We start from the raw sequence: 21,469 nt of genomic DNA, 5'->3' as shown, positions 1-21,469 counted from the left end.
GTTGATGTCATTCATAAGGATCATCGCAATGAACCAATTAACGAATCTCACCGCTTCAGATCGCGCTGCTCAACATGAACAAGATGCTAAAGATCTCACTCGTATTCTCCCCGCGTCAAAGAAAGTCTATATCCAAGGCTCACGTCCAGATATTCGCGTACCAATGCGTGAAATTAGCCTTACAGATACGCCTACAGGTCTGGGTGGAGAAAAAAATCTGCCGATCATGGTTTATGACACCTCTGGTGCTTATACAGACCCCAATATTCAAATTGACCTGAATCAAGGTCTACCTAATGTCCGTGAATCTTGGATCGAGTCTCGAAATGATACGGAAATACTCGATACCTTAACTTCAAAATTTGGACAAGAGCGTCTTCGAGATATTCGTACTGCAGAGATTCGTTTTGCGCATATTTCAAAACCCCGTCGCGCTCGTCGTGGACACAATGTGTCTCAAATGCACTATGCCAAACAAGGCATCATCACCCCTGAAATGGAATACATTGCGATTCGTGAAAATCAGCGCCAGCGCGAAGGTGTTGATATGCGCCAACATGCCGGTCAAAATTTTGGCGCACGCAATTTAACTGAAATCACCCCAGAATTTGTACGTCAAGAAGTGGCTGAAGGTCGTGCCATTATCCCTGCCAACATTAACCACCCTGAATGTGAACCGATGATTATTGGTCGTAACTTCTTGGTGAAAATCAATGCCAACATTGGTAACTCAGCACTTGGTTCAAGCATCGATGAAGAAGTGGCAAAAATGACTTGGGCAACTCGTTGGGGCGCTGACACCATCATGGATTTATCGACAGGTAAAAATATCCATGAAACCCGCGAATGGATTATTCGCAACTCACCTGTACCGATTGGCACCGTACCGATTTACCAAGCTTTAGAAAAAGTTGATGGTGTCGCAGAGGACTTAACTTGGGAAGTTTTCAAAGACACGCTGATTGAACAAGCCGAACAAGGTGTCGATTACTTTACGATTCACGCAGGCGTACTGCTTCGTTATGTTCCTCTCACCGCCAACCGTTTAACAGGGATTGTGTCACGCGGCGGATCCATCATGGCGCAGTGGTGCTTAGCGCATCATGAAGAAAACTTCCTGTATACGCATTTTGATGAAATCTGCGAAATCATGAAAGCCTATGACGTGTCATTCAGTTTAGGTGATGGTTTACGTCCGGGCTGTATTCAAGATGCCAACGATGAAGCTCAATTTAGTGAATTACGCACCTTAGGTGAATTGACTCACCGTGCATGGGAACATGATGTACAAGTCATGATTGAAGGTCCAGGCCATGTCCCTATGCACATGATCAAAGAAAATATGGATCTACAACTTGAGGTTTGCAAAGAAGCGCCCTTCTACACGCTTGGACCGCTCACCACTGACATTGCACCAGGCTATGACCACATTACCTCTGCGATTGGTGCGGCAATGATTGGTTGGTACGGCACGGCTATGCTGTGTTATGTGACCCCGAAAGAGCATCTAGGTCTACCAGATAAAAAAGACGTCAAAGATGGCATTATCACCTACAAAATTGCAGCCCATGCCGCAGACCTTGCTAAAGGTCATCCCGGTGCGCAGGCCCGTGATAATGCATTGTCGAAAGCACGCTTTGAATTCCGCTGGGAAGACCAATTTAATCTGAGCTTAGACCCTGATACAGCGCGCAGCATGCATGATGAAACCATGCCGAAAGAAGCACATAAATCGGCCCATTTTTGTTCGATGTGTGGACCTAAATTTTGCTCGATGAAAATCACACAAAATGTGAGAGATTATGCAAAAAATCAGCAAGATATGCAGCTTTCTTCAGAATCTAATCCTGAAATTGAAACAGGTTTACAGAGCATGAAAGCGGCCTATCATGAACATGGTCAAAAGTTGTACCACAAAGTGTAAAGCTTAAAAAAAATCTTTTGTATTCAACAAAATCTCGGTTAGGATGAAATGGAAGATTTCATCCTAATTAGCGCTTATGAATATTATTAAACAGGCCACATATAACAAAAAAGATTACAGCATTGAAGGGCGTGAACATCTTTATAAAGGCTTTATTCAAGTTGAAAAAGTTCTGCTTCGACACCGCTTATTCCATCAAGACAGCATGATTCCAACCATTCAGCGTGAATTGATTCATCGTCCTGAAGCAGCAGGTGTGCTGATCTATAGTCATCAACAACAAAAATTTGCCTTAATTGAACAATTCCGAATTGGGGCGATTGATGATGAAACTTCACCTTGGCAACTTGAGATCATTGCCGGCGTGCTCGATGGTGATGAATCTGCTGAAAGCTGTATCCGCCGTGAAAGTTTGGAAGAATCAGGCTGTGAATTAGATGCGCTACAGCATTTATTTAGTTTTTATCCCTCTGCGGGTGCCTGCGCGGAATTATTCCACCTATATAGTGCTGAAGCTGAACTGCCTGAACATGGTGGAGTCTTTGGCATGCCTGATGAAGGAGAAAATATTCAATTGCATATCTTAAACTATGCTGATATTCCTGAATTATTAACCAATGGTCGGCTAAAAAACGCACCTGTCATTATGGCCTTGCAATGGTTACAACAACAAATACATACTACAAGGAATGTCTAAGGGGAAGGACATGACTTTAAGGGATACACCACAATACGACTGGACACTGATCCAGATCTCGGACACACATTTAATGGATCAGGAAGATCTTGAGTTTGTCCGCATGAATCCAGAGCAGAGTTTTCACGATGTGATTCAACAAATTCAGTTGAACCATCATCACATCGATACGCTTGTCCATACTGGCGATCTTGCACAAGTGCCGGTAGAGCGTACCTATGCGCGTTATCTCGAATATATGCAACAGCAGCCGTTTCCGTTTTATCAGATTCCGGGGAACCATGACGAAGCGTCTTGCTTCCCATTTCATCAACAGGAAGATCGTGCTCACTGCATCGCATTAGGCAATTGGTGTCTGATTTTACTGAATAGTGCGGTTAAAGGAAAAGTGGATGGTTGGGTATCACAACAGCAGTTGGAACAATTAGATCAGTTACTCACAGCACACCCACAGCAACACATCATTGTGGCATGCCACCACCACCCTTTTGCCATGCAATCGCATTGGATAGATCAGCATAAACTAAAGAACGCTGAACATCTCATAGATGTGCTTTCACGCCATGACAATGTCAAAATTGTACTATGCGGACACGTACATCAAGACTCGTCTAATCAATGGCGCAATATTCAGTTTTTATCGACGCCTTCGACCAGTGTTCAGTTCAAACCGCATAGTGAAAATTTTGCCTTAGATGAGGCTTTACCAGGGTATCGTGCACTCTATCTGAATGATAATGGTGAATTTAAAACTGAAGTTGTTCGGGTCAAATTAAAACAACCTCAAATTAATGTTGAAATTTCAGGTTATTAACTTTTCAATTTGATTTTTTTGCTTTACTTTATGGCTTCTAAAGGAAAAGTGATAGTTAGAATCCAAACATCAAAGACTATCAATAAGCAGAAAAAGTCTATATGATGACGACCCCCACAGAAGGAAACTCTGTGTTGGGTGGATAAAAAACTTGCATATCACCATATTTTTTGCGTATAGATATATGCATATGATGAGGAATGCCCTACATGGCGAATGACAACCAAAATCAAGTCTTAGACGAACAAACTGATGTAGTAGACGAAAAGTCTACCAAACGCGTGCGCAAATCAAAGCCAAAGGCGACTGAAGGTGGTTCTACTGCAAGCTTATTTGGTATTGAACCTTATCAGCCTAAAAAGAATGAAGAATACATGTCTGAAGGGCAACTTGAGCATTTCCGTCACATCTTATTGGCGTGGAAAGCTGAGTTAATGTCTGAAGTAGACCGTACTTTGAATACCATGCAAGACGAAAATACTGCGCTTCCAGATGTGAACGACCGTGCAACGCAAGAAGAAGAATTTGCGATTGAACTTCGTACACGTGACCGTGAACGTAAACTGATCCGTAAAATTGAACAATCAATTGAAGCGATTAAAAATGATGACTACGGTTTCTGTGAAACGTGTGGTATCGAAATTGGTTTACGTCGCCTAGAAGCACGTCCAACAGCAACTTTATGTATCGACTGCAAAACACTTGCAGAGATCAAAGAGAAGCAAAATAACGGTTAATTCTGTGTTGAGTAATTCCTCTCTAGCCCTCCCTTTAGATAAGGGAGGGAAAGCTGCAGAGCATTACGTGGGTCGGTTTGCGCCATCGCCAACCGGCCCTTTGCATTTTGGCTCTTTAATTACAGCAGTCGCAAGCTACTGCGATGCCCGTGCCCATCAGGGGCAATGGGTCGTTCGTATCGAAGATACCGACATTCCACGTATATTTCCCGGCAGCGAAGAACACATCTTACGTTGTATTGATGCATTTCAATTCGAACCAGATACCGAGATCATTTTCCAAAAAGACCGCCTTGAAATCTATGAGCAAGTCATTGCGCATTTGCATGCCCAAGACTTGGTCTATGCTTGTCAATGCACCCGAAAAATGCTCGGTTCAAATCATATCTATCAAGGCACATGTCGTAATCTTGGCCTTCCCCTTCAGGATCAGGCTATTCGAATCAAAGTCGATGCACAGAAGATTTGTTTTACCGACCGCTTACAAGGGACGCATTGCTCCAATCTGCAACAGGATTTGGGTGACTTTGTCTTAAAACGCCGTGATGGCATTATCAATTATCAACTTGCTGTCGTGGTTGATGACTACCTACAAGGGATGACCCATGTTGTACGTGGGGCTGATCTTTTGGACAATACCGAACGTCAAATTTGGCTCGGACAGGTTTTGGGTTATCCACGCCTTGAATACATGCACTTGCCATTGGCAATGAATAATCAGGGACAAAAACTGTCAAAACAGAATATGGCTCAAGCTCTTGATTTAAGCCAAGCGGGACCTTTATTACAACAAGCATTGCAAGCCCTACACCAACCGCCAGTCGACTTGGATACGCCACGTATTATGCTACAACAGGCGATTGCGCAGTGGGATATTCAACAAATTCCCCATGGCACAGCATTGCCTCAAATCTATCAATAAACCCACATCCCTATCTGAGCCAATCACTCGATATTCAATTGAATTATGCTTTAATAAAGTGATCAATCGACCATTGGAGAGCCTAATGTTTTTTATTTTTGGAATTGGTCCGAAACCCAAAGTCATTGAAAAGAGCCAATTTACTTGCCCTGTCTGCCGCAGCAGAACTCAGTATGAGTTAAAACAGCAACGTAATTATTTTTCTTTATTTTTTATCCCATTGATTCCCCTTTCTAAAGCCAAGGCCAGCTTTGTCAAATGTCTCCATTGTGGAACGGAGATGCCAGCCAGTGTCCTCCACCATGCATCTCCCGATCCGCAACGAGATACGAATTTAGAAGCTTGATTCTTCTTTACTTGGGTTTACTTCTTTGGTCGTGGCATCGATCTTTAATATCAGACTCACCATAACCGCACAGATAATCAAAGAAGACCCCCCATAACTAATAAACGGTAAGGTCAAACCCTTGGTAGGAAGCATGCCCATGTTCATGCCGGCATTCACCAAAATTTGCAGCAAGAAGATAATACTAATGCCATAAGCCAAGTAGCCTGCACGTAAGTATTGATGACGTAAAGCACGATGACCAATGCGAATACAGCAGACCAACATCACAAATGACAGCGTCAATACGGTCAAAATCCCAAAGAAGCCAAATTCTTCGCCCAAAACCGCCAACATGAAGTCGGTATGTGCCTCAGGTAAATACGACATTTTTTGAATACTATGACCCAAGCCGACACCAAACCATTCACCGCGACCAAAAGCCATTAATGCATTCGACAACTGGTAGCCTGCGCCTAATGGATCATTCCATGGATTTGAGAAGGACATCAAACGTTCTAAACGATAAGGTTCAAATAAAATCAAGAACACAAAGGCCATGATGATCGCACCAAAGGCAATTGCGAACTGAATCAACGGTGCACCTGCGAGGAAGAATACCCCTAGCATAGTTAAGGCAATCACCACCGTCGCCCCTAAATCAGGCTCTGCCATGACTAAACCGACAGTTGCAGCCATAATCACTGCCAATCGTACCAAGCCCTTGATGTTATTGCGAACTTCTTCAGCACGTCGTACCACATAGTCCGCGGTAAATATCGCCATCATGACTTTGGCGACTTCCGAAGCCTGTAAGGTGAAACCAGCAATACGAATCCAACGTTTAGAACCATTGACCTCTGTCCCGACAGCCAATACAGCAGCCAGTAAGATAATCGTGATAATCCATAAAAAGAAGGTGTTATTAAACCAAACATTCAACGGCACTTTATAGGCGATATAGGCGGCGGCGGCGGCGGCGGCAATCGAAATACCGTGTCGTGAAATGTAATGAAAGGCATTTTCATGCATGCGTTCTGCATAGGGCATAGATGCAGATGCCACCATGATCGAACCAATACACAACAATGCCAAAACACAGAACACCAGAACATTGCGCACGTTGACCTCGGCAGGTAACCGAGGAAGCCAACGCTCTACAACTTCATTTATTCTATTTATGGTCGTCTGAGCCAACCCAGCCATACAACTTTCCTTATCGTTCTTTTAAACGAGTACATTCACACAATCGACAAATTGGTGTCCACGCTCACTGTAGCCTTTAAACATATCAAAACTTGCGCACGCTGGAGACAATAACACCACATCATTGGCTACCGCATTTTGTTGGCACAGCTCAACCGCTTGTTTCAAACTTTCAGCATGAATCAGCGTGGTTGTCCCTTCAATCGCTTTTTCAATAATTGGACGATCTTCACCAATCAATACCGCAACTTTGGCATATTTTGAAAGTGAATCACGCAGCGCAGTAAAGTCCTGCCCTTTGCCTTGACCACCTAAAATAATCGCCACTTTACCGCCTTTGGCTTCAATCGCAGCACCTAGACCATCAATCGCAGCTAAAGTCGCACCAATATTGGTGCCTTTAGAGTCATTATAATAACGAACACCATGCACTTCTTTGACAAATTCACAGCGGTGCTCTAAACCTTTAAATGTTTTCAAAGTTTCCAACATGCCCTCTAGTGGCAAACCAATCGCTTCACCCAAAGCTAAACATGCCAAGGCGTTTGCCACATTATGAGTCCCTTGAATATACATGTCTGTACTTTTCAGTAACCGCTCACGACCACGTGCCAACCAAATTGTGCCATCAGTATCACGTAAAATACCTAACTGATTCATATCTGGTGCATTTAGGCCAAAGCTTTGCATTGGAGTAATATCTGGAACCAATGGACGTGTTAATGAGTCATCACGGTTATACACGACTTTTTTCACCGCTTGGAAAATACGATGCTTCGCAGTGTGATAGCCCATCATATCGCCATGACGGTCCAAATGGTCTTCACTCATGTTCAACACAACAGCCACTTCTGCGGCCAAGTTCGACGTGGTTTCTAATTGAAAACTTGAAAGCTCTAAAACATAAAGTTCAGGATCATCTTTGGTGAGATCCAAAGCTGGACGCCCTAAGTTGCCACCCACTGCCACTTTTTTTCCTGCATCTGCTGCCATAAGACCAAATAAAGTCGTTACGGTACTTTTCGCATTCGAACCTGTAATTGCGACAATCGGCTTATCTGTCGCACGACGTAAAATTTGAATTTCTGAAACCACAGGAATGTTGGCTGCAATGGCCGCCTGAATTTGCGGTAATTTTGGATCTAGCCCCGGGCTGATAATAATTTCTTCTGCTTGGAGTAATAAATCTTGGTCCAACTGACCGAAACTGGTTTGTACATCACTTGGAATTTGATCATGACCCGGTGGGACTGCTCGTGAATCGGTGACTGCAACGCGGTAGCCATGGCTATGTAAGAAATTCACTGCGGAAACACCAGAAATCCCTAATCCGGCAACAACCTTCAATCCACCACGCTGTATTAACATTTTCGCCCCATTTTTTGGTCGGTTTTTAAATCTGACAAAATGTTAGCACTTTGCTGTTTTGAATGCTTTTTATGTTTTCACTTTCTCGCAGTTTTTTTGTGTCCGCTCGTAAAAAAACCGCCCATCTTGGGCGGTTTCTTCAAGCAATTGACGGTGAGCTTATTTCCATTTCACCGCTTGTACTTCAGCTTTTTTTGCAGATGGATTATCTGAAGCTGAACATCCACAACCGCCTGCACAGCCTGCTGCCATTTTTGGCTTTAACCATTTGGCTAGACTGTTCCAACCACGGTTTGCACAGTGCTCAGATAAAGTTGTGAAGACTGAGTTCGATGTTTTTGGAAATACCTTCTTAAACACCACGACAGCACTCCAAATCACCAATACTGCAATAATTATTGATTCAAGCATGTCTCTCTCCTTTGTTCAGCTTTTGCCATTCACAATTCACGATCCAAAATAGCGTGTTGCAATTTGATACGTGATGAATGCCATTAAATAAGCTAAACCAAATAAATAGATGGTCATAAAACTCACCGTTTTCAAGGAGCCAGTTTCACGTTTAACTGTTGCCAGTGTCGCCAAGCAATGTGGCGCATAAATAAACCACACCAATAATGATAAACCGGTTGCCAATGACCAACCCAATGCCCCATCACTACTAATTAAATTTGCCAGACCTTGAGACATGGCATCGTCATCAGTTGCAGACAGGGCATACACCGTACCCAATGCCGCCACAACGACTTCACGTGCCGCCATCGCTGGAATTAAGGCAATACAGATCTGCCAGTTAAAACCTAATGGTGCAAAAATCGGTTGTAATACATGCCCAAGCATACCTGCCAATGAATAATCAATATCCGGCAAGGTTGCGCCTTCTGGCGGTTGCGGGAAAGTACACAAGAACCATAACAAAATCGATAAAGCGAAGATGATGCCACCGACACGTTTCAAGAAGATCTTGGCACGGTCCAGTAAACCAATCCAAACACTCTTAATATCTGGGAAACGGTAGCTTGGAAGTTCCATCAATAAGGCATGCTGTGATTTATCTTTTTGGAAGAATTTCAGCACTGTTGCCACAATTAAGGCACTCACAATCCCGGCTGCATATAATGCAAATAGCACCAAGCCTTGTAAGTTAAAGACGCCCCAGACCATTTGCTCTGGAATAAATGCCGAAATCAACAAAGCATAAACCGGTAAACGTGCCGAACACGTCATCAACGGCGCCACTAAAATCGTTACCAGACGATCTCGAGGGTCTTGAATACTCCGGGTTGCCATAATGCCCGGTACAGCACAGGCAAAACTCGATAGCAGAGGAATAAAAGCACGTCCACTCAGTCCGGCTTTAAACATCAGCTTATCTAGCAAGAATGCTGCACGTGGTAAATAACCTGATTCTTCTAAAACCAAAATAAAGAAGAATAAAATTAAAATCTGCGGCAAGAACACTACTACACCGCCTGCACCCGCAATGATCCCATCAACCACCAAGCTGTTCAGTAGTGGATGTGAAATGTGTTCACCGACCAATTCACCGAACCAACCGAAGAAGGTTTCAATACCATCCATAAACGGCGCAGCCCACGCAAACACCGCTTGGAAAATAATAAACATCATCACCGCTAAGGTAATTAAACCAAAGACTGGATGTAGAAAAATTTTATCGAGGAAGTCTGAGCGTTTATCTTCATGATCAACAAACACCACCACGTCTTTTAAAATTTGTTCAATTTTTTCGTGGTTAGTCCCAGAAAGATTGGTATCACTTAATGACGCATCTGGTTTTCTGAAACCTTCAGCATCCAAAGCACCCATTAAGTTTTCAATACCCGCATTACGTACAGCAACGGTTTCTACAACAGGAACGCCCAAACGCTGAGACAGCTTTTGGGTATTGATTTGCATGCCACGACGGCGTGCTTCATCCATCATATTGAGGACAAGTAAAATTGGACGACCCAAATCGATCATTTCCATGACCAAACCGAGGTGCAATTTTAAGTTTGTCGCATCAACTACACATAAAAAGACATCTTGATGCCCTTCTTCTGCAATTTTACCTTGCACGACATCACGCGTAATGGCTTCATCAGGACTCGTCGCTTCTAAGCTATACGTCCCCGGCAAATCCAAAACTCGAACAGATTTACCCGATGGCAACGTAAATTGACCAACCTTGCGCTCAACCGTTACCCCAGCATAGTTCGCAACTTTCTGACGTGTACCCGTTAAATGATTGAATAATGAAGTTTTACCACAGTTTGGATTACCAACGAGGGCAATACGTAACGCATCACTCATGCTGATGCACCTTCCATTGCTATTTCCACTTTTTCAGCTTCTATTTTTCGCAGTGCGAAACGAGTAAACCCAACTTGAATTAAAATCGGGTCACCACCAAAAATACCTTTGGTAATCACCTGTACTTTTGTTCCGGGAACAAAACCCAAAGTCTCTAAACGGCTAGCGACTAAATCAGCCGGAGCATTGTTGCCATTCTGGTTACGATGTACCTTATGAATGACTGCGCTTTGTTTCACTTTCAAATCAGATAATCGCACGCAACTAACCCTAAAAAATTTTGAATATTATACAAACAAATGAGAATAATTAACAAATCGGATTCGATTTCAATTCTCATTTAACAATCTAGCATCGACACGACTATTTTTTTAAATTACATTGCATTAAACCATTGTGATTTCTTGGTTTAATTTCGAAAATGAGCGGCACATGTTAAATAAAAAACCACGTATTCCAACCCCAGTCCAAATTCCAGAATCACTCAGTTTTTTACACGGATATCGTGATGATTTAATAGCTCAAACCGTCAGTCCACACACTCGAAATGCATATTTATCTGATTTAATTCAATGCAGTGAGTGTCATACGCATGTCATGACTGATTGGAGCAGTGACGACATTTCAGATGTCTTGCTTAGCCTGACGAAACAAGGAAAAAGCCCTCGCTCGATCGCCCGCTCACTTTCTGCACTGCGTTCATTTTTCAAGTTCTTGCGTGAACAAAAAATACGCAGTGACAATCCTGTTGCAATCCATAAAACACCCAAATTGGGTCGTGCCCTACCAAAGGATTTATCTGAAGCAGATGTTGAAGCCCTGATTAATGCCCCAGACCTCAACACCGCATTGGGTCTACGTGATCGTGCCATGCTCGAAGTGCTGTATGCCTGTGGTTTACGTGTCTCTGAGTTATTAAATTTAAGATTAGAACTGATCAATCTTAAACAAGGCTATTTACGAATTACCGGTAAAGGCAATAAAGAACGCTTAGTCCCTTTAGGACAAATGGCGGTGGAATGGATCGAGAAATATTTAGCTGAAGCACGTCCCGTTTTATACAAAAGTGCAACCGATGCTTTATTTCTCACTCAACTTGGTGGAATGATGAGTCGCCAAAACTTTTGGTACGCGATTAAACGCTATGCGCTCATTGCAGGCATTCAAGCCGAATTATCACCACATACCTTACGCCACGCCTTTGCCACGCATTTGCTCAACCACGGTGCCGACTTACGTGTCGTGCAGATGCTGCTCGGCCACAGTGACTTATCCACCACACAAATTTATACCCATGTTGCGCAGGTTCGTATGCAAAAATTACATGCAGACTATCATCCGAGAGCTTAACGGCAGGAAATATCAGACCAAGAAGTTCTATTGTGCCCGATATTTTTTGCTATGCTTACTCACCTGTTTGATAAAGCTAAAAGAAAAGGGTTGTTTATGTTATTTACCCGTTCAAAAATTTTTCTCGCATCGACACTTGTTGCCAGTATGGCGTTAGTGGCTTGTTCTAATTCAAATAATGACGAAAAGAAAGATGCGACATTAACGGCAAGTACGCCTGCAACTGGTGAAGCTTCGAATTTATCTGAACGTAATGCTCAGCAGCGTTTAATTGATACTTTGCAATCCAATCTGCAAAAAGCCAATATCAATGCCAAAGTCACTGGGGTGAAAGCGACTGAAGTTCCTAATTTGTTTTGGGTAAGCTTTGAAGGCATGCCTGCGGTCTATGCTACAGCTGATGGTAAATACATTTTCCAAGGCGACGTGGTTCGTTTGGGTGAAAAACAACTCTTTAATGTAGGCGATACGCTACAAGCAGACGCCAACAAAAAACTATTTGATCAATTAAAAACCGAAGACTTACTAATCTATAAAGCCAAAGGTAAAACCAAACACGTGGTTTATGTGTTTACCGATGTCAGCTGTCCTTATTGCCATAAGTTACATGAACAAATGGATGATATTAATGCCCGTGGCATTGAAGTCCGTTACATCGCTTGGCCACGTGGTGAACAACACATGCCAATGATGGAAACTATCTGGTGTAGCAAAGACCGTCGTGCCGCATTTGATAAAGCCATTGCCGGTGAGCAAATCGAGCCAGCATCATGTAAAAACCCAGTGCGCAGCATGTATGAAATGGGTCTAAATATTGGTGTGAATGGTACGCCAGCGATCTATAACGCAGAAGGCAAACACATCGGTGCTTACATGTCGGCTTCCGAACTTGAAAGTGCGCTTAAATAACTAATTTTTATAGGCTAAATGAATGTTTTTTATGGGTGGGAATAAAGTGATTTCTACCCTAGAGTCCGAACGTTTTTTTAGCTATGATCTAAACTCACTTAAAGCAATGATGAAATAAATGGAGTGTGACGTGAAACCAGTTCGTCTGGCAATCCTCGGTCTTGGTACTGTGGGTGGTGGTGCCCTTAAACTACTAAAAGAAAATGCTGCTGAGATTAAACGTCGCACCGGTCGTGAAATTGAAATTACCCATGTGGGTACGCGTCGCCCTCGTCCTGATTTAGAACTACCTGCTTCAGTGAAGCAAAGTGCTGATTTATTAGATATCGTCCGTCAACCCGATGTAGACGTTGTGGTTGAAGTTATGGGCGGCATTCACCCTGCGTATGAAGTAATTCGTGAAGCAATCGTTCATGGCAAACAAGTGGTTACAGCCAACAAAGCTTTATTAGCTGAACACGGCAATGAATTATTTAAATTGGCCGATGATCATCACGTTCAGATTGCTTATGAAGCAGCTGTCGCAGGCGGTATCCCAATTATTAAAGTCCTCCGTGAAGGTTTGGCGGCGAATAAAATTGACTGGCTGGCTGGCATCATTAACGGTACAGGTAACTTTATCCTGACTGAAATGCGTGAAAAAGGTCGTGCCTTTGCAGACGTTCTCAAAGAAGCCCAAGAACTCGGCTATGCCGAAGCAGATCCAACCTTCGACGTCGAAGGGATCGATGCGGCGCACAAGTTAACATTGCTGGCTTCTATTGCTTTTGGTATCCCACTCCAATTTGACAAAGTCTTCACGGAAGGCATTAGCAAAGTCACTGCGCAAGATGTGAAATATGCTGAAGACCTTGGTTTCCGTATTAAACATTTAGGTATTGCACGTCGTGCTGCAACGGGTATTGAGCTTCGTGTTCATCCAACGCTGATCCCTGAAGACCAACTGATTGCCAATGTAAATGGCGTTAAAAATGCTGTATTGGTTCAAGCCAATGCCGTTGGTCCAACGCTTTACTATGGCGCAGGCGCAGGTGCAGGCCCGACAGCATCAGCCGTGGTTGCTGACGTTGTCGATATTGTCCGTGACATCTCATATACCGAAGATGGCGCAGGTACAATTCCACAGCTTGCGTTTGAAGCCCTAACTGATTTACCAATTCTTCCACGTGAAGAAATGACCACAGGCTATTACATCCGTATTAATGCCGAAGATCAAACTGGCGTTCTTGCTGATGTCACTACGATTTTAAGCCGTGCAGGAATCAGCATCGATGCGATCATGCAACAGCCGCGCTTAAAAGATCTTATTCCTATCGTGATTCTGACTGATCCAGTCAAAGAATCTAAAATGGATGAAGCACTTCAACAAATTCAAGCATTGCCTGTCATTCATGGCGAAATTGTACGAATTCGTTTAGAATCGCTTGATAATTAATCGGGTCGAGGGGAATATTTCAGTTCCTCTCGCCAAGCTCTACACACAATTGGAACATCATCATGTCTAATGCCAATCGTTATACTGGTTTAGTTGACCGCTATCGCGACCGTTTACCCGTATCTGCAACTACTCGCGCAATTTCTTTGGGCGAAGGTAATACGCCACTGATTAAGCTTGAGAACATTCCACGCATTATTGGCAAAAATGTTGAAATTTATGTGAAGTACGAGGGCTTAAACCCGACTGGTTCATTTAAAGACCGTGGTATGACCATGGCTGTAACAAAAGCAGTTGAAGAAGGCTCTAAAGCAATTATCTGTGCATCTACAGGTAATACATCTGCTGCAGCGGCTGCTTATGCTGCACGTGCAGGCATTAAAGCATTTGTGCTCATCCCAGAAGGCAAAATTGCCATGGGTAAAATGGCACAAGCGATGATGTATGGCGCGGTAACAATGCAAATTCACGGTAACTTCGATGACGGTATGCGTCTTGTAAAAGAAGTTGCAGATCAAGCACCAGTTACGATTGTAAACTCAATCAACCCATACCGTCTGCAAGGTCAAAAAACCATTGCTTACGAAATCGTGGATGAGTTAGGTCGTGCGCCAGATTACCACTGCTTACCTGTAGGTAATGCGGGTAACATCACAGCACACTGGATGGGTTATACCGAAGCTGTGGCGAATCAGCCTAAAGAAGAATTTGTACAAGTGGTTTATGATCCTGAAACTGATCAATTCACAGGTCCAAAACCTGCGGGTCTACCAACAATGGTGGGTTACCAAGCTGCTGGCGCGGCACCATTCCTACGCGGCGCACCTGTAGAAAACCCTGAAACTGTAGCAACTGCGATCCGTATTGGTAATCCACAAAGCTGGAACCATGCTAAAGCCGTAGTCCGCGACTCAGAAGGTTGGTTTGACGAACTGCAAGATGCTGAAATCTTAGAAGCACAGCGTCTACTATCTATGTACGAAGGTGTATTCGTAGAACCTGCTTCTGCAGCTTCTATCGGTGGCGCGATTCGTGACATCAAAGCAGGTAAAATTGCTGAAGGTTCTGTGATCGTATGTACTGTAACAGGTAACGGTTTAAAAGATCCTGACACTGCCATCAAGCAATGCCAAGATGCCGTAATGTTGTCGATTGATGCAACTATGGATCAAGTTCGTGATTCAATTCTGTCAAATATGTAATTTATATGCTGACTGAATAAAAAAAGCCCTGCTCTTGCAGGGCTTTTTTTATATCTTGCATTCACTTCAGCATTTAAACGTTGAGTAAATCTAAATACTGAAAGAATGAAAAATCTGAAATCTTGTTAAATACGTTTTGGTAACTGGCTCGCCCAGTTCATTAAACGAGTCGCATCATTGGTTCGTGCCACTGAAGAATCCGCACCCAATAACACCACCACCGCTGGACGGTTATTCAGTGTGGTATGCATCACAACACAGCGCCCTGCTTCATTAATAAATCCTGTTTTTGAAATATTAATATTCCAACCACCATTACGCACTAAAGCATTAGTATTGTTTGATTTCAACACGCGGTAGCCCAAATTAAAGTCATAACTTGGTGTGGTTGAAAATTGACGAATCAAACCATACTGCGAAGCGGTATTCACCAAAATCCCCAAGTCACGTGCCGAAGCGACATTGCCTGGGTGCAAGCCAGTCGATTCCATATAATGAGTCGAGTTCATCCCTAATGAGCGTGCTTTCGCATTCATCGCTGAAATAAATGCAGAACGACCACCTGGATAAGTACGTGCTAATGCCGAAGCCGCTGGGTTTTCAGATTTCATCAAAGCAAATAGCAAAGCTTCTGCGCGGTTCATACTGTCGCCAGCACGCAGCGTTGAACTTGAGCTTTTACAGCCTGAACATGAGAAATCAGACTGTTGTAAGGTAATCTTTTCAGACATGTTTAATCGGGCATCTGAAATCACTACTGCTGTCATGAGTTTGGTAATTGATGCAATCGGTAAAGCGGTATTGCTATTTTTGCTATATAGCACTTCACCAGTTTGACCATCCATAACCAGTGCTGCACGCGCATTTACAGAAGGCTGACCTGCGTATTGATTGGTATCAATAATACGGACCGTTTTCGATGGTGCTGTCTGTACCACACCGCCTGTACTACGTACAGAAGTAGTCACTTTAGTTGACCCTTGAGGAGATGGCTCTTCAGCGCTATAAGACACGTCACCGTTGAGTAACTGGTTTGCATCTTCAGATGACCAGCTAATATTTGACTGCTGATTTGCAGCACTATTCATCACAATTTCAGCAGAACTGAAACTGCTCATACTGAATAAAATTGACATGCCCAAAACGTGCATGAAGGATTTATTTAATTTTTTCACCATTGCTCACTCAACTCAGGATACTAAACATTTGCGCAAGACCAGCAATATGCCGTACATTGGTCACAACTACGAACATTTTTTGCTCACACATTGTGTATGAAGTTTTTCATTTCATATAAGAATAGGATTGCTAATTTTGTCGTTTCATTGCAAGCTTATTTTGCTTTATGTAACAAAAAAAACAGATTTTGATTTGAGGGAGAGTGTAGGTGATCACAGTTTTGGTGGTAGATGACCATGAATTAGTCCGTACTGGTATTTGCCGTATGCTCGAAGACCATGCAGATGTCCAAGTCATTGGACAAGCCGAATCTGGTGAAGATGCGATTACACTTGTTCGCCAACACCATCCAAATGTTGTTTTATTAGATGTCAATATGCCGGGGATCGGAGGTGTAGAAACCACACGTCGCCTACTTCAAACAGCGCCAGATACAAAAGTCCTCGCAGTCAGTGGACTTGCTGAAGAACCCTATCCGTCTTTATTGTTAAAAGCAGGTGCCAAAGGCTATATCACCAAAGGTGCACCAGTTACTGAAATGGTCCGTGCGATTAATAAAGTGATGCAAGGCGGCAAATATTTCAGTGCAGACATTGCAGAACAACTGGCCAGCTCATATTTGTCTGATACACAACAATCGCCTTTTGACGCCCTGTCTGAGCGTGAAATGCAAGTTGCCATGATGGTGGTCAATTGTATTAGTGCACAAGAAATTTCTGATAAATTATTCGTTAGCGTTAAAACGGTGAATACCTACCGTTACCGTATTTTTGAAAAACTGAATATTGATAGTGATGTCAAACTAACTCACTTGGCGATTCGCTACGGGTTAATCAAACCTTAACACAACGTACATCCTGTTACTATGACACAGCGTTCAATCCATAGTGAATTGAACCAGTATCATTTGGGCCTTTGGTACAGTGCTTATCGCTTTATCATCAGTGCCTGTCTGTTACTGGTCTTTTTACTGACCTACACTCAATTCAGTTCAGATTATGAATACCCACGTTTATACCTATATGTATTGACGATTTATTTGCTGTTTACCAGCATTCAATTCATGTCGCTTGGACGCTTCAAAGTCCGTATTCCAAACCAGTTACTGCTGTTATTCATTGTAGATGTCATTTCGCTGAGCTTACTGACCTTAGCCATCGATGGACCCAATTTACATTTGAGTTTGCTGTTTGTGATTACGATTTTTGCAGCATCCCTGTTATTAGATGCCCAAAAAGCCTTGGTCATCACCCTCATCGCTGTGATTTGCGTGGTGTATCAACTGTTTTTAGGTTCAATTCTTGAATTTACCTCACTCAAAAATTTAACCAACAGTGCGATTTTGGCTTTTTTATTTTGTGTGGTGTATGGCAGTGCGCAAATTGCCGTGAAACGTTTCCAGTTACTAGAAAATCTGAATTTTTCGCAATCCTTAGAGCTACATCGACTACAAAACATTAACCGCTATATCTTGGAGCAGATTGATACGGGCTATTTGGTGTTGGATGAAAACTGTCATGTGGTGCTGAGTAATCCTGCTGCTTGCCATTTACTCGGCATGCCAAATTTTTATCATCATGATCAATATCCACTGTATACCACGCAGCCCGATTTATTTGAATTACTCAAATTTGAAGATTTAAAAAGCGGTGAAAAATTCCAATTTGAATCCCAACAAAGCCAATACCACATTCAGGTACTCGTACAAAAACTCGTTGTGCCGCATCAAATGCTGACCTTGCTGATTTTACAAGATGCACAAAAACTCAATCAGCAAGTGCAACAACTAAAATTAGCCGCTTTAGGGCAACTCTCCGCCAGTATTGCACATGAAATTCGTAATCCTTTAGCCGCAATTGTGCATGCCAATGATTTATATCCGCAAAGTGATACCGAACAACAGCACATGTTGAATCATATGATTTCACGTCAAGCGGTGCGGATTGACCGAATTATTCAAGACACCCTAAATATGGTGCGCAATAAGGAAACCCATCCGACTCGTCTGAATCTAGAAAAATTTTTACCGTTATTCCTGCAAGAAGATCTGGCAGACATTCAACAGAACATTCGGCTCAATGTACAAGCCAAGACTTTAATCGATTTTGATGAGGCACAGTTCAGACAAATTTTAATCAACCTAATTCGTAATGCGATTCGCCATAACAATCCGGACATGTCGTATATCGAAGTGGTGGCGCGTACGGATCAGAAAAAAGTCCAGATCGATGTCCGAGATTTCGGTCATGGGGTTGCTTTACAAAACCGCGCACAGTTATTTCAACCATTTTTTAGTACCGAAATTACTGGAACTGGTTTAGGATTATATCTTGCTCATAGCTTCTGTGAAGCGAATCAAGCACAGCTTTCCTATGTAGAAAAAAAACAGGGAGCTTGCTTTAGGATTGAGTGCTTACAAGCTGTTATTTAATTGTTTTTAGGGGAAAACTGTGGATTCACAACCACTGGTATTGTTAGTTGATGACGAAGAAGACTTATGTATGCTGATGCAGATGTCTTTATCAAGGATGGGGGTTAAAACGCATGTTGCACATCGCCTCGACGAAGCTAAAAAAGCCTTGTCTACCTATAGCTACGATGCCTGCCTAACCGATCTCAACTTACCCGATGGTAATGGTCTACAGCTCTTAGATTGGATGAATGAACACTGTCCTGCCCTGCCCGTTGCTGTGCTTACAGCCTATGGCAACATGGACATTGCCATTGCCGCATTAAAGGCGGGAGCATTCGATTTTGTCAGCAAACCGATCAATCCCAAACATCTTGAACAACTGCTACAAAAAGCCCTGAATAAGCCATTGGCCGAAGACATTACTTCGCAAGATGCTTTAGAACATAAAATGTTGATTGGTGAATCGCTTCCAATCCAGCAATTGCGTCGAACTCTAAAGAAAATTGCACGTTCACAAGCACCTGTTTTTATTACGGGTGAATCTGGTACGGGTAAAGAGGTCGTGGCCAATTTGGTTCACCGTTTAAGCAACCGTAATGAAGGACCCTTTATTGCCATTAACTGCGGGGCAATTCCCACAGAGTTAATGGAAAGTGAACTTTTTGGCCATAAAAAAGGCAGCTTTAGTGGTGCCACCCAAGACAAACAAGGTCTGATTCAATCTGCACATGGCGGTAGCTTATTTTTGGACGAAATTGCCGAACTACCTTTAGCCATGCAAGTTAAATTGCTACGCGCAGTACAGGAAAAACGTATTCGTCCTGTAGGTTCAGACTGTGAAATTGACGTTGATTTCCGTGTGATCAGCGCCAGCCATCAGGACTTAGAAGCACTCGTCCAACAAGGTCGCTTCCGCCAAGATTTATTCTTCCGCATCCATGTGATGGATTTAGTGTTGCCTGCCTTACGTGAACGTGGCGACGATATCCTCTTATTGGCTCAACATTTTATTCAAAAAATTAGCCATGAATGGGAAATTGCTACTAAGCCTCTAACTGAACGTGCGAAGAGTTTCCTGCTCAGCCAATATTATCCAGGTAATGTGCGTGAACTCCGCAATATTATCGAACGCGCTATGACCCTCTGCGATGATGATCAGATTGATCTTCAACATCTGCAAAGTGCGCCATTAAGACAACCAAGTGCTCAGTTCAATTCCGCTCCAACAACGAATGAATCCGCTCAGCTAGGTGCAAACAGCAACGAACAGAGTGTGGTCCCTCGCAAACTACCTGAAGAAGGCTTAGAGCTCTTTTTAGAAAATATCGAAAAAGAAGTGCTCATGAATGCGTTGAACATCACCCACTGGAACCGAACCCTTGCCGCAAAAAAATTAGGCATGTCATTCCGTTCATTGCGCTATCGTTTGAAAAAATTCGGTTTAGATACCGAAGACGAAGAGTAAAAGTTTTCCAGCGTATTGCTGTTTATTTTTGATTCAGCAATAACTCTGCAACATGATCGACATAGTGATCTTCACGTGCATCATGTTGCAGCGGATAGTTATAGTCTGGCTGCACTCCAATTCCTTCAATCATTTTGCCATTCGGTGTCAGATATTGCGACACAGTCATTTGTAAAGCCGCACCATTACTCAATGGAAATAGTTTTTGAACCACACCTTTACCATAACTTTTCTCACCCGCTACCCATGCACGTTTATGCTCTTTTAATGCTGCGGTAAAGACCTCTGCGGCAGAAGCAGAACGATTGTTGATTAAAATACCAACTTTCATATTTTGAAATTCAAAACTCGGTAAAGCCTGAAACTGTTGGTCACCCTCAGATCGACTTCGAGTCGACACAATAATGCCCTGATTCAAAAATAAATCGGCAGACTCCACTGCTGCGGACAATAACCCACCGGGGTTATTTCTTAAATCAAACAATACAGCTTTGACACGTGAACCGTGACTTTCAATTAAACGCTTAATTTCATTGGCTGTATCTTGTTGAAAAACTTTTACGTGTAAAACTAAAACCTGATTATTTAATAATTTAGATTCTATATCTGTTTCAACTTTAGTGTTTCTGACCAAATTAACCGGTTGACTTGCAGTTATCAACTGTAGATTCAGCGTCGATCCGATACTGCCTGTGAGCAGGTGTCGCACTTGATCTTGATTAAGTTTTTTGAGTTCTTGATCATCAATTTTAAACACCGCCGCGCCATTTTTCAGACCTAGCTTTGCTGAATCGGCATCAGGCTTTAAATTGGTGATGACCCATTGCTGTAAACCTACATCAAAGCGCAAATTGAAATCGACACTCGCAATATCCCCTTCAGTGTATTGCAAAAGCTGCTTATAGTCTTCAGGTGAAAGATATCGTGAATAGCGGTCTAAACCACTGACCATGCCTTTGATGGCTTGTTGGAATAATGCATCGTCATTTTTTTCAACGACATAATTTTCTTTGACAATGCCATAGATTTGAACAAATTGTTGGATCGATTCGACAGGTACTTCGGCATAACTTTGTTCATAGCTGCCATCAAATTCATCGAAAGCCGACTTTGCTTTGTCGGCTCCCCATGTCGAATGACTAGAACACAGCAGCAAGGCTGTAAGGCTTACAACTGACGTCCAGTGTGCTTTAGTCATTCATGCTTCCTT

The 21,469-nt window shown here is 42.8% G+C and carries 20 protein-coding genes; 13 read left to right on the top strand and 7 right to left on the bottom strand.

Annotated elements, in window-relative coordinates:
* Nucleotides 1–28: 28 nt before the first annotated feature.
* From thiC to FTU65_RS00165, 6 genes are all read left to right on the top strand, one after another.
* Complete coding sequence (gene thiC / locus FTU65_RS00190) at nt 29–1,924, top strand: phosphomethylpyrimidine synthase ThiC (RefSeq protein ID WP_180064884.1); 1,896 nt, start codon at nt 29–31, stop codon at nt 1,922–1,924.
* Nucleotides 1,925–2,000: 76 nt separating this feature from the next.
* Nucleotides 2,001–2,621 (top strand): NUDIX domain-containing protein, encoded by a 621-nt coding sequence (locus FTU65_RS00185; protein ID WP_180039952.1) that lies wholly within the window; start codon nt 2,001–2,003, stop codon nt 2,619–2,621.
* Between the two features lie 10 nt (nt 2,622–2,631).
* Nucleotides 2,632–3,435, top strand: a complete 804-nt coding sequence (cpdA, locus tag FTU65_RS00180) for a 3',5'-cyclic-AMP phosphodiesterase (protein ID WP_078192576.1) — start codon at nt 2,632–2,634, stop codon at nt 3,433–3,435.
* A gap of 209 nt (nt 3,436–3,644) precedes the next feature.
* On the top strand, nt 3,645–4,172 hold the full coding sequence (gene dksA / locus FTU65_RS00175) for an RNA polymerase-binding protein DksA (RefSeq protein ID WP_078189438.1): 528 nt from the start codon (nt 3,645–3,647) through the stop codon (nt 4,170–4,172).
* Between the two features lie 4 nt (nt 4,173–4,176).
* A complete protein-coding gene (gluQRS, locus tag FTU65_RS00170; RefSeq protein ID WP_373683438.1) occupies nt 4,177–5,094 on the top strand; it encodes a tRNA glutamyl-Q(34) synthetase GluQRS in 918 nt (305 codons plus the stop codon).
* An 85-nt stretch (nt 5,095–5,179) separates the two neighbouring features.
* On the top strand, nt 5,180–5,440 hold the full coding sequence (locus FTU65_RS00165) for a zinc ribbon domain-containing protein (protein WP_180064886.1): 261 nt from the start codon (nt 5,180–5,182) through the stop codon (nt 5,438–5,440).
* Here FTU65_RS00165 and ftsW read toward each other — a convergent pair.
* From ftsW to FTU65_RS00140, 5 genes are all read right to left on the bottom strand, one after another.
* A complete protein-coding gene (ftsW, locus tag FTU65_RS00160; protein WP_111884862.1) occupies nt 5,429–6,625 on the bottom strand; it encodes a putative lipid II flippase FtsW in 1,197 nt (398 codons plus the stop codon). The genes FTU65_RS00165 and ftsW overlap by 12 nt on opposite strands.
* 21 nt (nt 6,626–6,646) lie before the next feature.
* Complete coding sequence (gene murD / locus FTU65_RS00155) at nt 6,647–7,993, bottom strand: UDP-N-acetylmuramoyl-L-alanine--D-glutamate ligase (RefSeq protein ID WP_180064887.1); 1,347 nt, start codon at nt 7,991–7,993, stop codon at nt 6,647–6,649.
* 159 nt (nt 7,994–8,152) lie between these two features.
* Complete coding sequence (locus FTU65_RS00150; RefSeq protein ID WP_168378221.1) at nt 8,153–8,404, bottom strand: DUF6587 family protein; 252 nt, start codon at nt 8,402–8,404, stop codon at nt 8,153–8,155.
* A gap of 36 nt (nt 8,405–8,440) precedes the next feature.
* Nucleotides 8,441–10,306 carry a ferrous iron transport protein B gene (gene feoB, locus FTU65_RS00145; protein ID WP_180064888.1) on the bottom strand — a complete coding sequence of 622 codons (1,866 nt, stop codon included), beginning with the start codon at nt 10,304–10,306 and terminating at the stop codon, nt 8,441–8,443.
* Nucleotides 10,303–10,566, bottom strand: coding sequence for a FeoA family protein (locus tag FTU65_RS00140; protein WP_111884859.1), 264 nt, complete (start codon nt 10,564–10,566; stop codon nt 10,303–10,305). Before FTU65_RS00140 ends, feoB begins: the two co-directional genes overlap by 4 nt.
* A 172-nt stretch (nt 10,567–10,738) precedes the next feature.
* On the opposite strand from FTU65_RS00140, the gene xerD reads away from it, so the two are divergent.
* From xerD to thrC, 4 genes are all read left to right on the top strand, one after another.
* Nucleotides 10,739–11,656 (top strand): site-specific tyrosine recombinase XerD, encoded by a 918-nt coding sequence (xerD, locus tag FTU65_RS00135; RefSeq protein ID WP_180064889.1) that lies wholly within the window; start codon nt 10,739–10,741, stop codon nt 11,654–11,656.
* A 96-nt stretch (nt 11,657–11,752) separates the two neighbouring features.
* Entirely contained in the window at nt 11,753–12,565 is an 813-nt protein-coding gene (locus FTU65_RS00130; RefSeq protein WP_180010679.1) for a DsbC family protein, read from the top strand.
* 130 nt (nt 12,566–12,695) lie between these two features.
* Nucleotides 12,696–14,000 (top strand): homoserine dehydrogenase, encoded by a 1,305-nt coding sequence (locus tag FTU65_RS00125; protein ID WP_078192857.1) that lies wholly within the window; start codon nt 12,696–12,698, stop codon nt 13,998–14,000.
* A 62-nt stretch (nt 14,001–14,062) separates the two neighbouring features.
* Nucleotides 14,063–15,202: a threonine synthase gene (gene thrC / locus FTU65_RS00120; RefSeq protein WP_078192584.1), complete on the top strand. Its 1,140-nt coding sequence runs from the start codon at nt 14,063–14,065 to the stop codon at nt 15,200–15,202.
* A gap of 125 nt (nt 15,203–15,327) precedes the next feature.
* On the opposite strand, the gene FTU65_RS00115 is transcribed toward thrC, so the two are convergent.
* Entirely contained in the window at nt 15,328–16,377 is a 1,050-nt protein-coding gene (locus tag FTU65_RS00115) for a serine hydrolase (RefSeq protein WP_180004717.1), read from the bottom strand.
* 212 nt (nt 16,378–16,589) lie between these two features.
* Between FTU65_RS00115 and FTU65_RS00110 the strand changes: the two genes are divergently transcribed.
* The 3 genes from FTU65_RS00110 to FTU65_RS00100 are packed head-to-tail and all read left to right on the top strand — an operon-like array spanning nt 16,590 to nt 20,259.
* Nucleotides 16,590–17,225 carry a response regulator gene (locus FTU65_RS00110; RefSeq protein WP_078189449.1) on the top strand — a complete coding sequence of 212 codons (636 nt, stop codon included), beginning with the start codon at nt 16,590–16,592 and terminating at the stop codon, nt 17,223–17,225.
* Nucleotides 17,226–17,246: 21 nt separating this feature from the next.
* Complete coding sequence (locus tag FTU65_RS00105; protein WP_168378225.1) at nt 17,247–18,812, top strand: PAS domain-containing sensor histidine kinase; 1,566 nt, start codon at nt 17,247–17,249, stop codon at nt 18,810–18,812.
* 19 nt (nt 18,813–18,831) lie between these two features.
* Nucleotides 18,832–20,259, top strand: coding sequence for a sigma-54 dependent transcriptional regulator (locus tag FTU65_RS00100; RefSeq protein WP_180064890.1), 1,428 nt, complete (start codon nt 18,832–18,834; stop codon nt 20,257–20,259).
* A 22-nt stretch (nt 20,260–20,281) separates the two neighbouring features.
* On the opposite strand, the gene FTU65_RS00095 is transcribed toward FTU65_RS00100, so the two are convergent.
* Complete coding sequence (locus FTU65_RS00095) at nt 20,282–21,457, bottom strand: S41 family peptidase (protein WP_180059120.1); 1,176 nt, start codon at nt 21,455–21,457, stop codon at nt 20,282–20,284.
* Nucleotides 21,458–21,469 lie beyond the last annotated feature (12 nt).

The sequence above is a fragment of the Acinetobacter sp. YH12129 genome (assembly GCF_013418685.1).
Taxonomy (GTDB): Bacteria; Pseudomonadota; Gammaproteobacteria; order Pseudomonadales; family Moraxellaceae; genus Acinetobacter; species Acinetobacter amyesii.
This window is presented reverse-complemented; position numbering and strand designations above follow the sequence as displayed.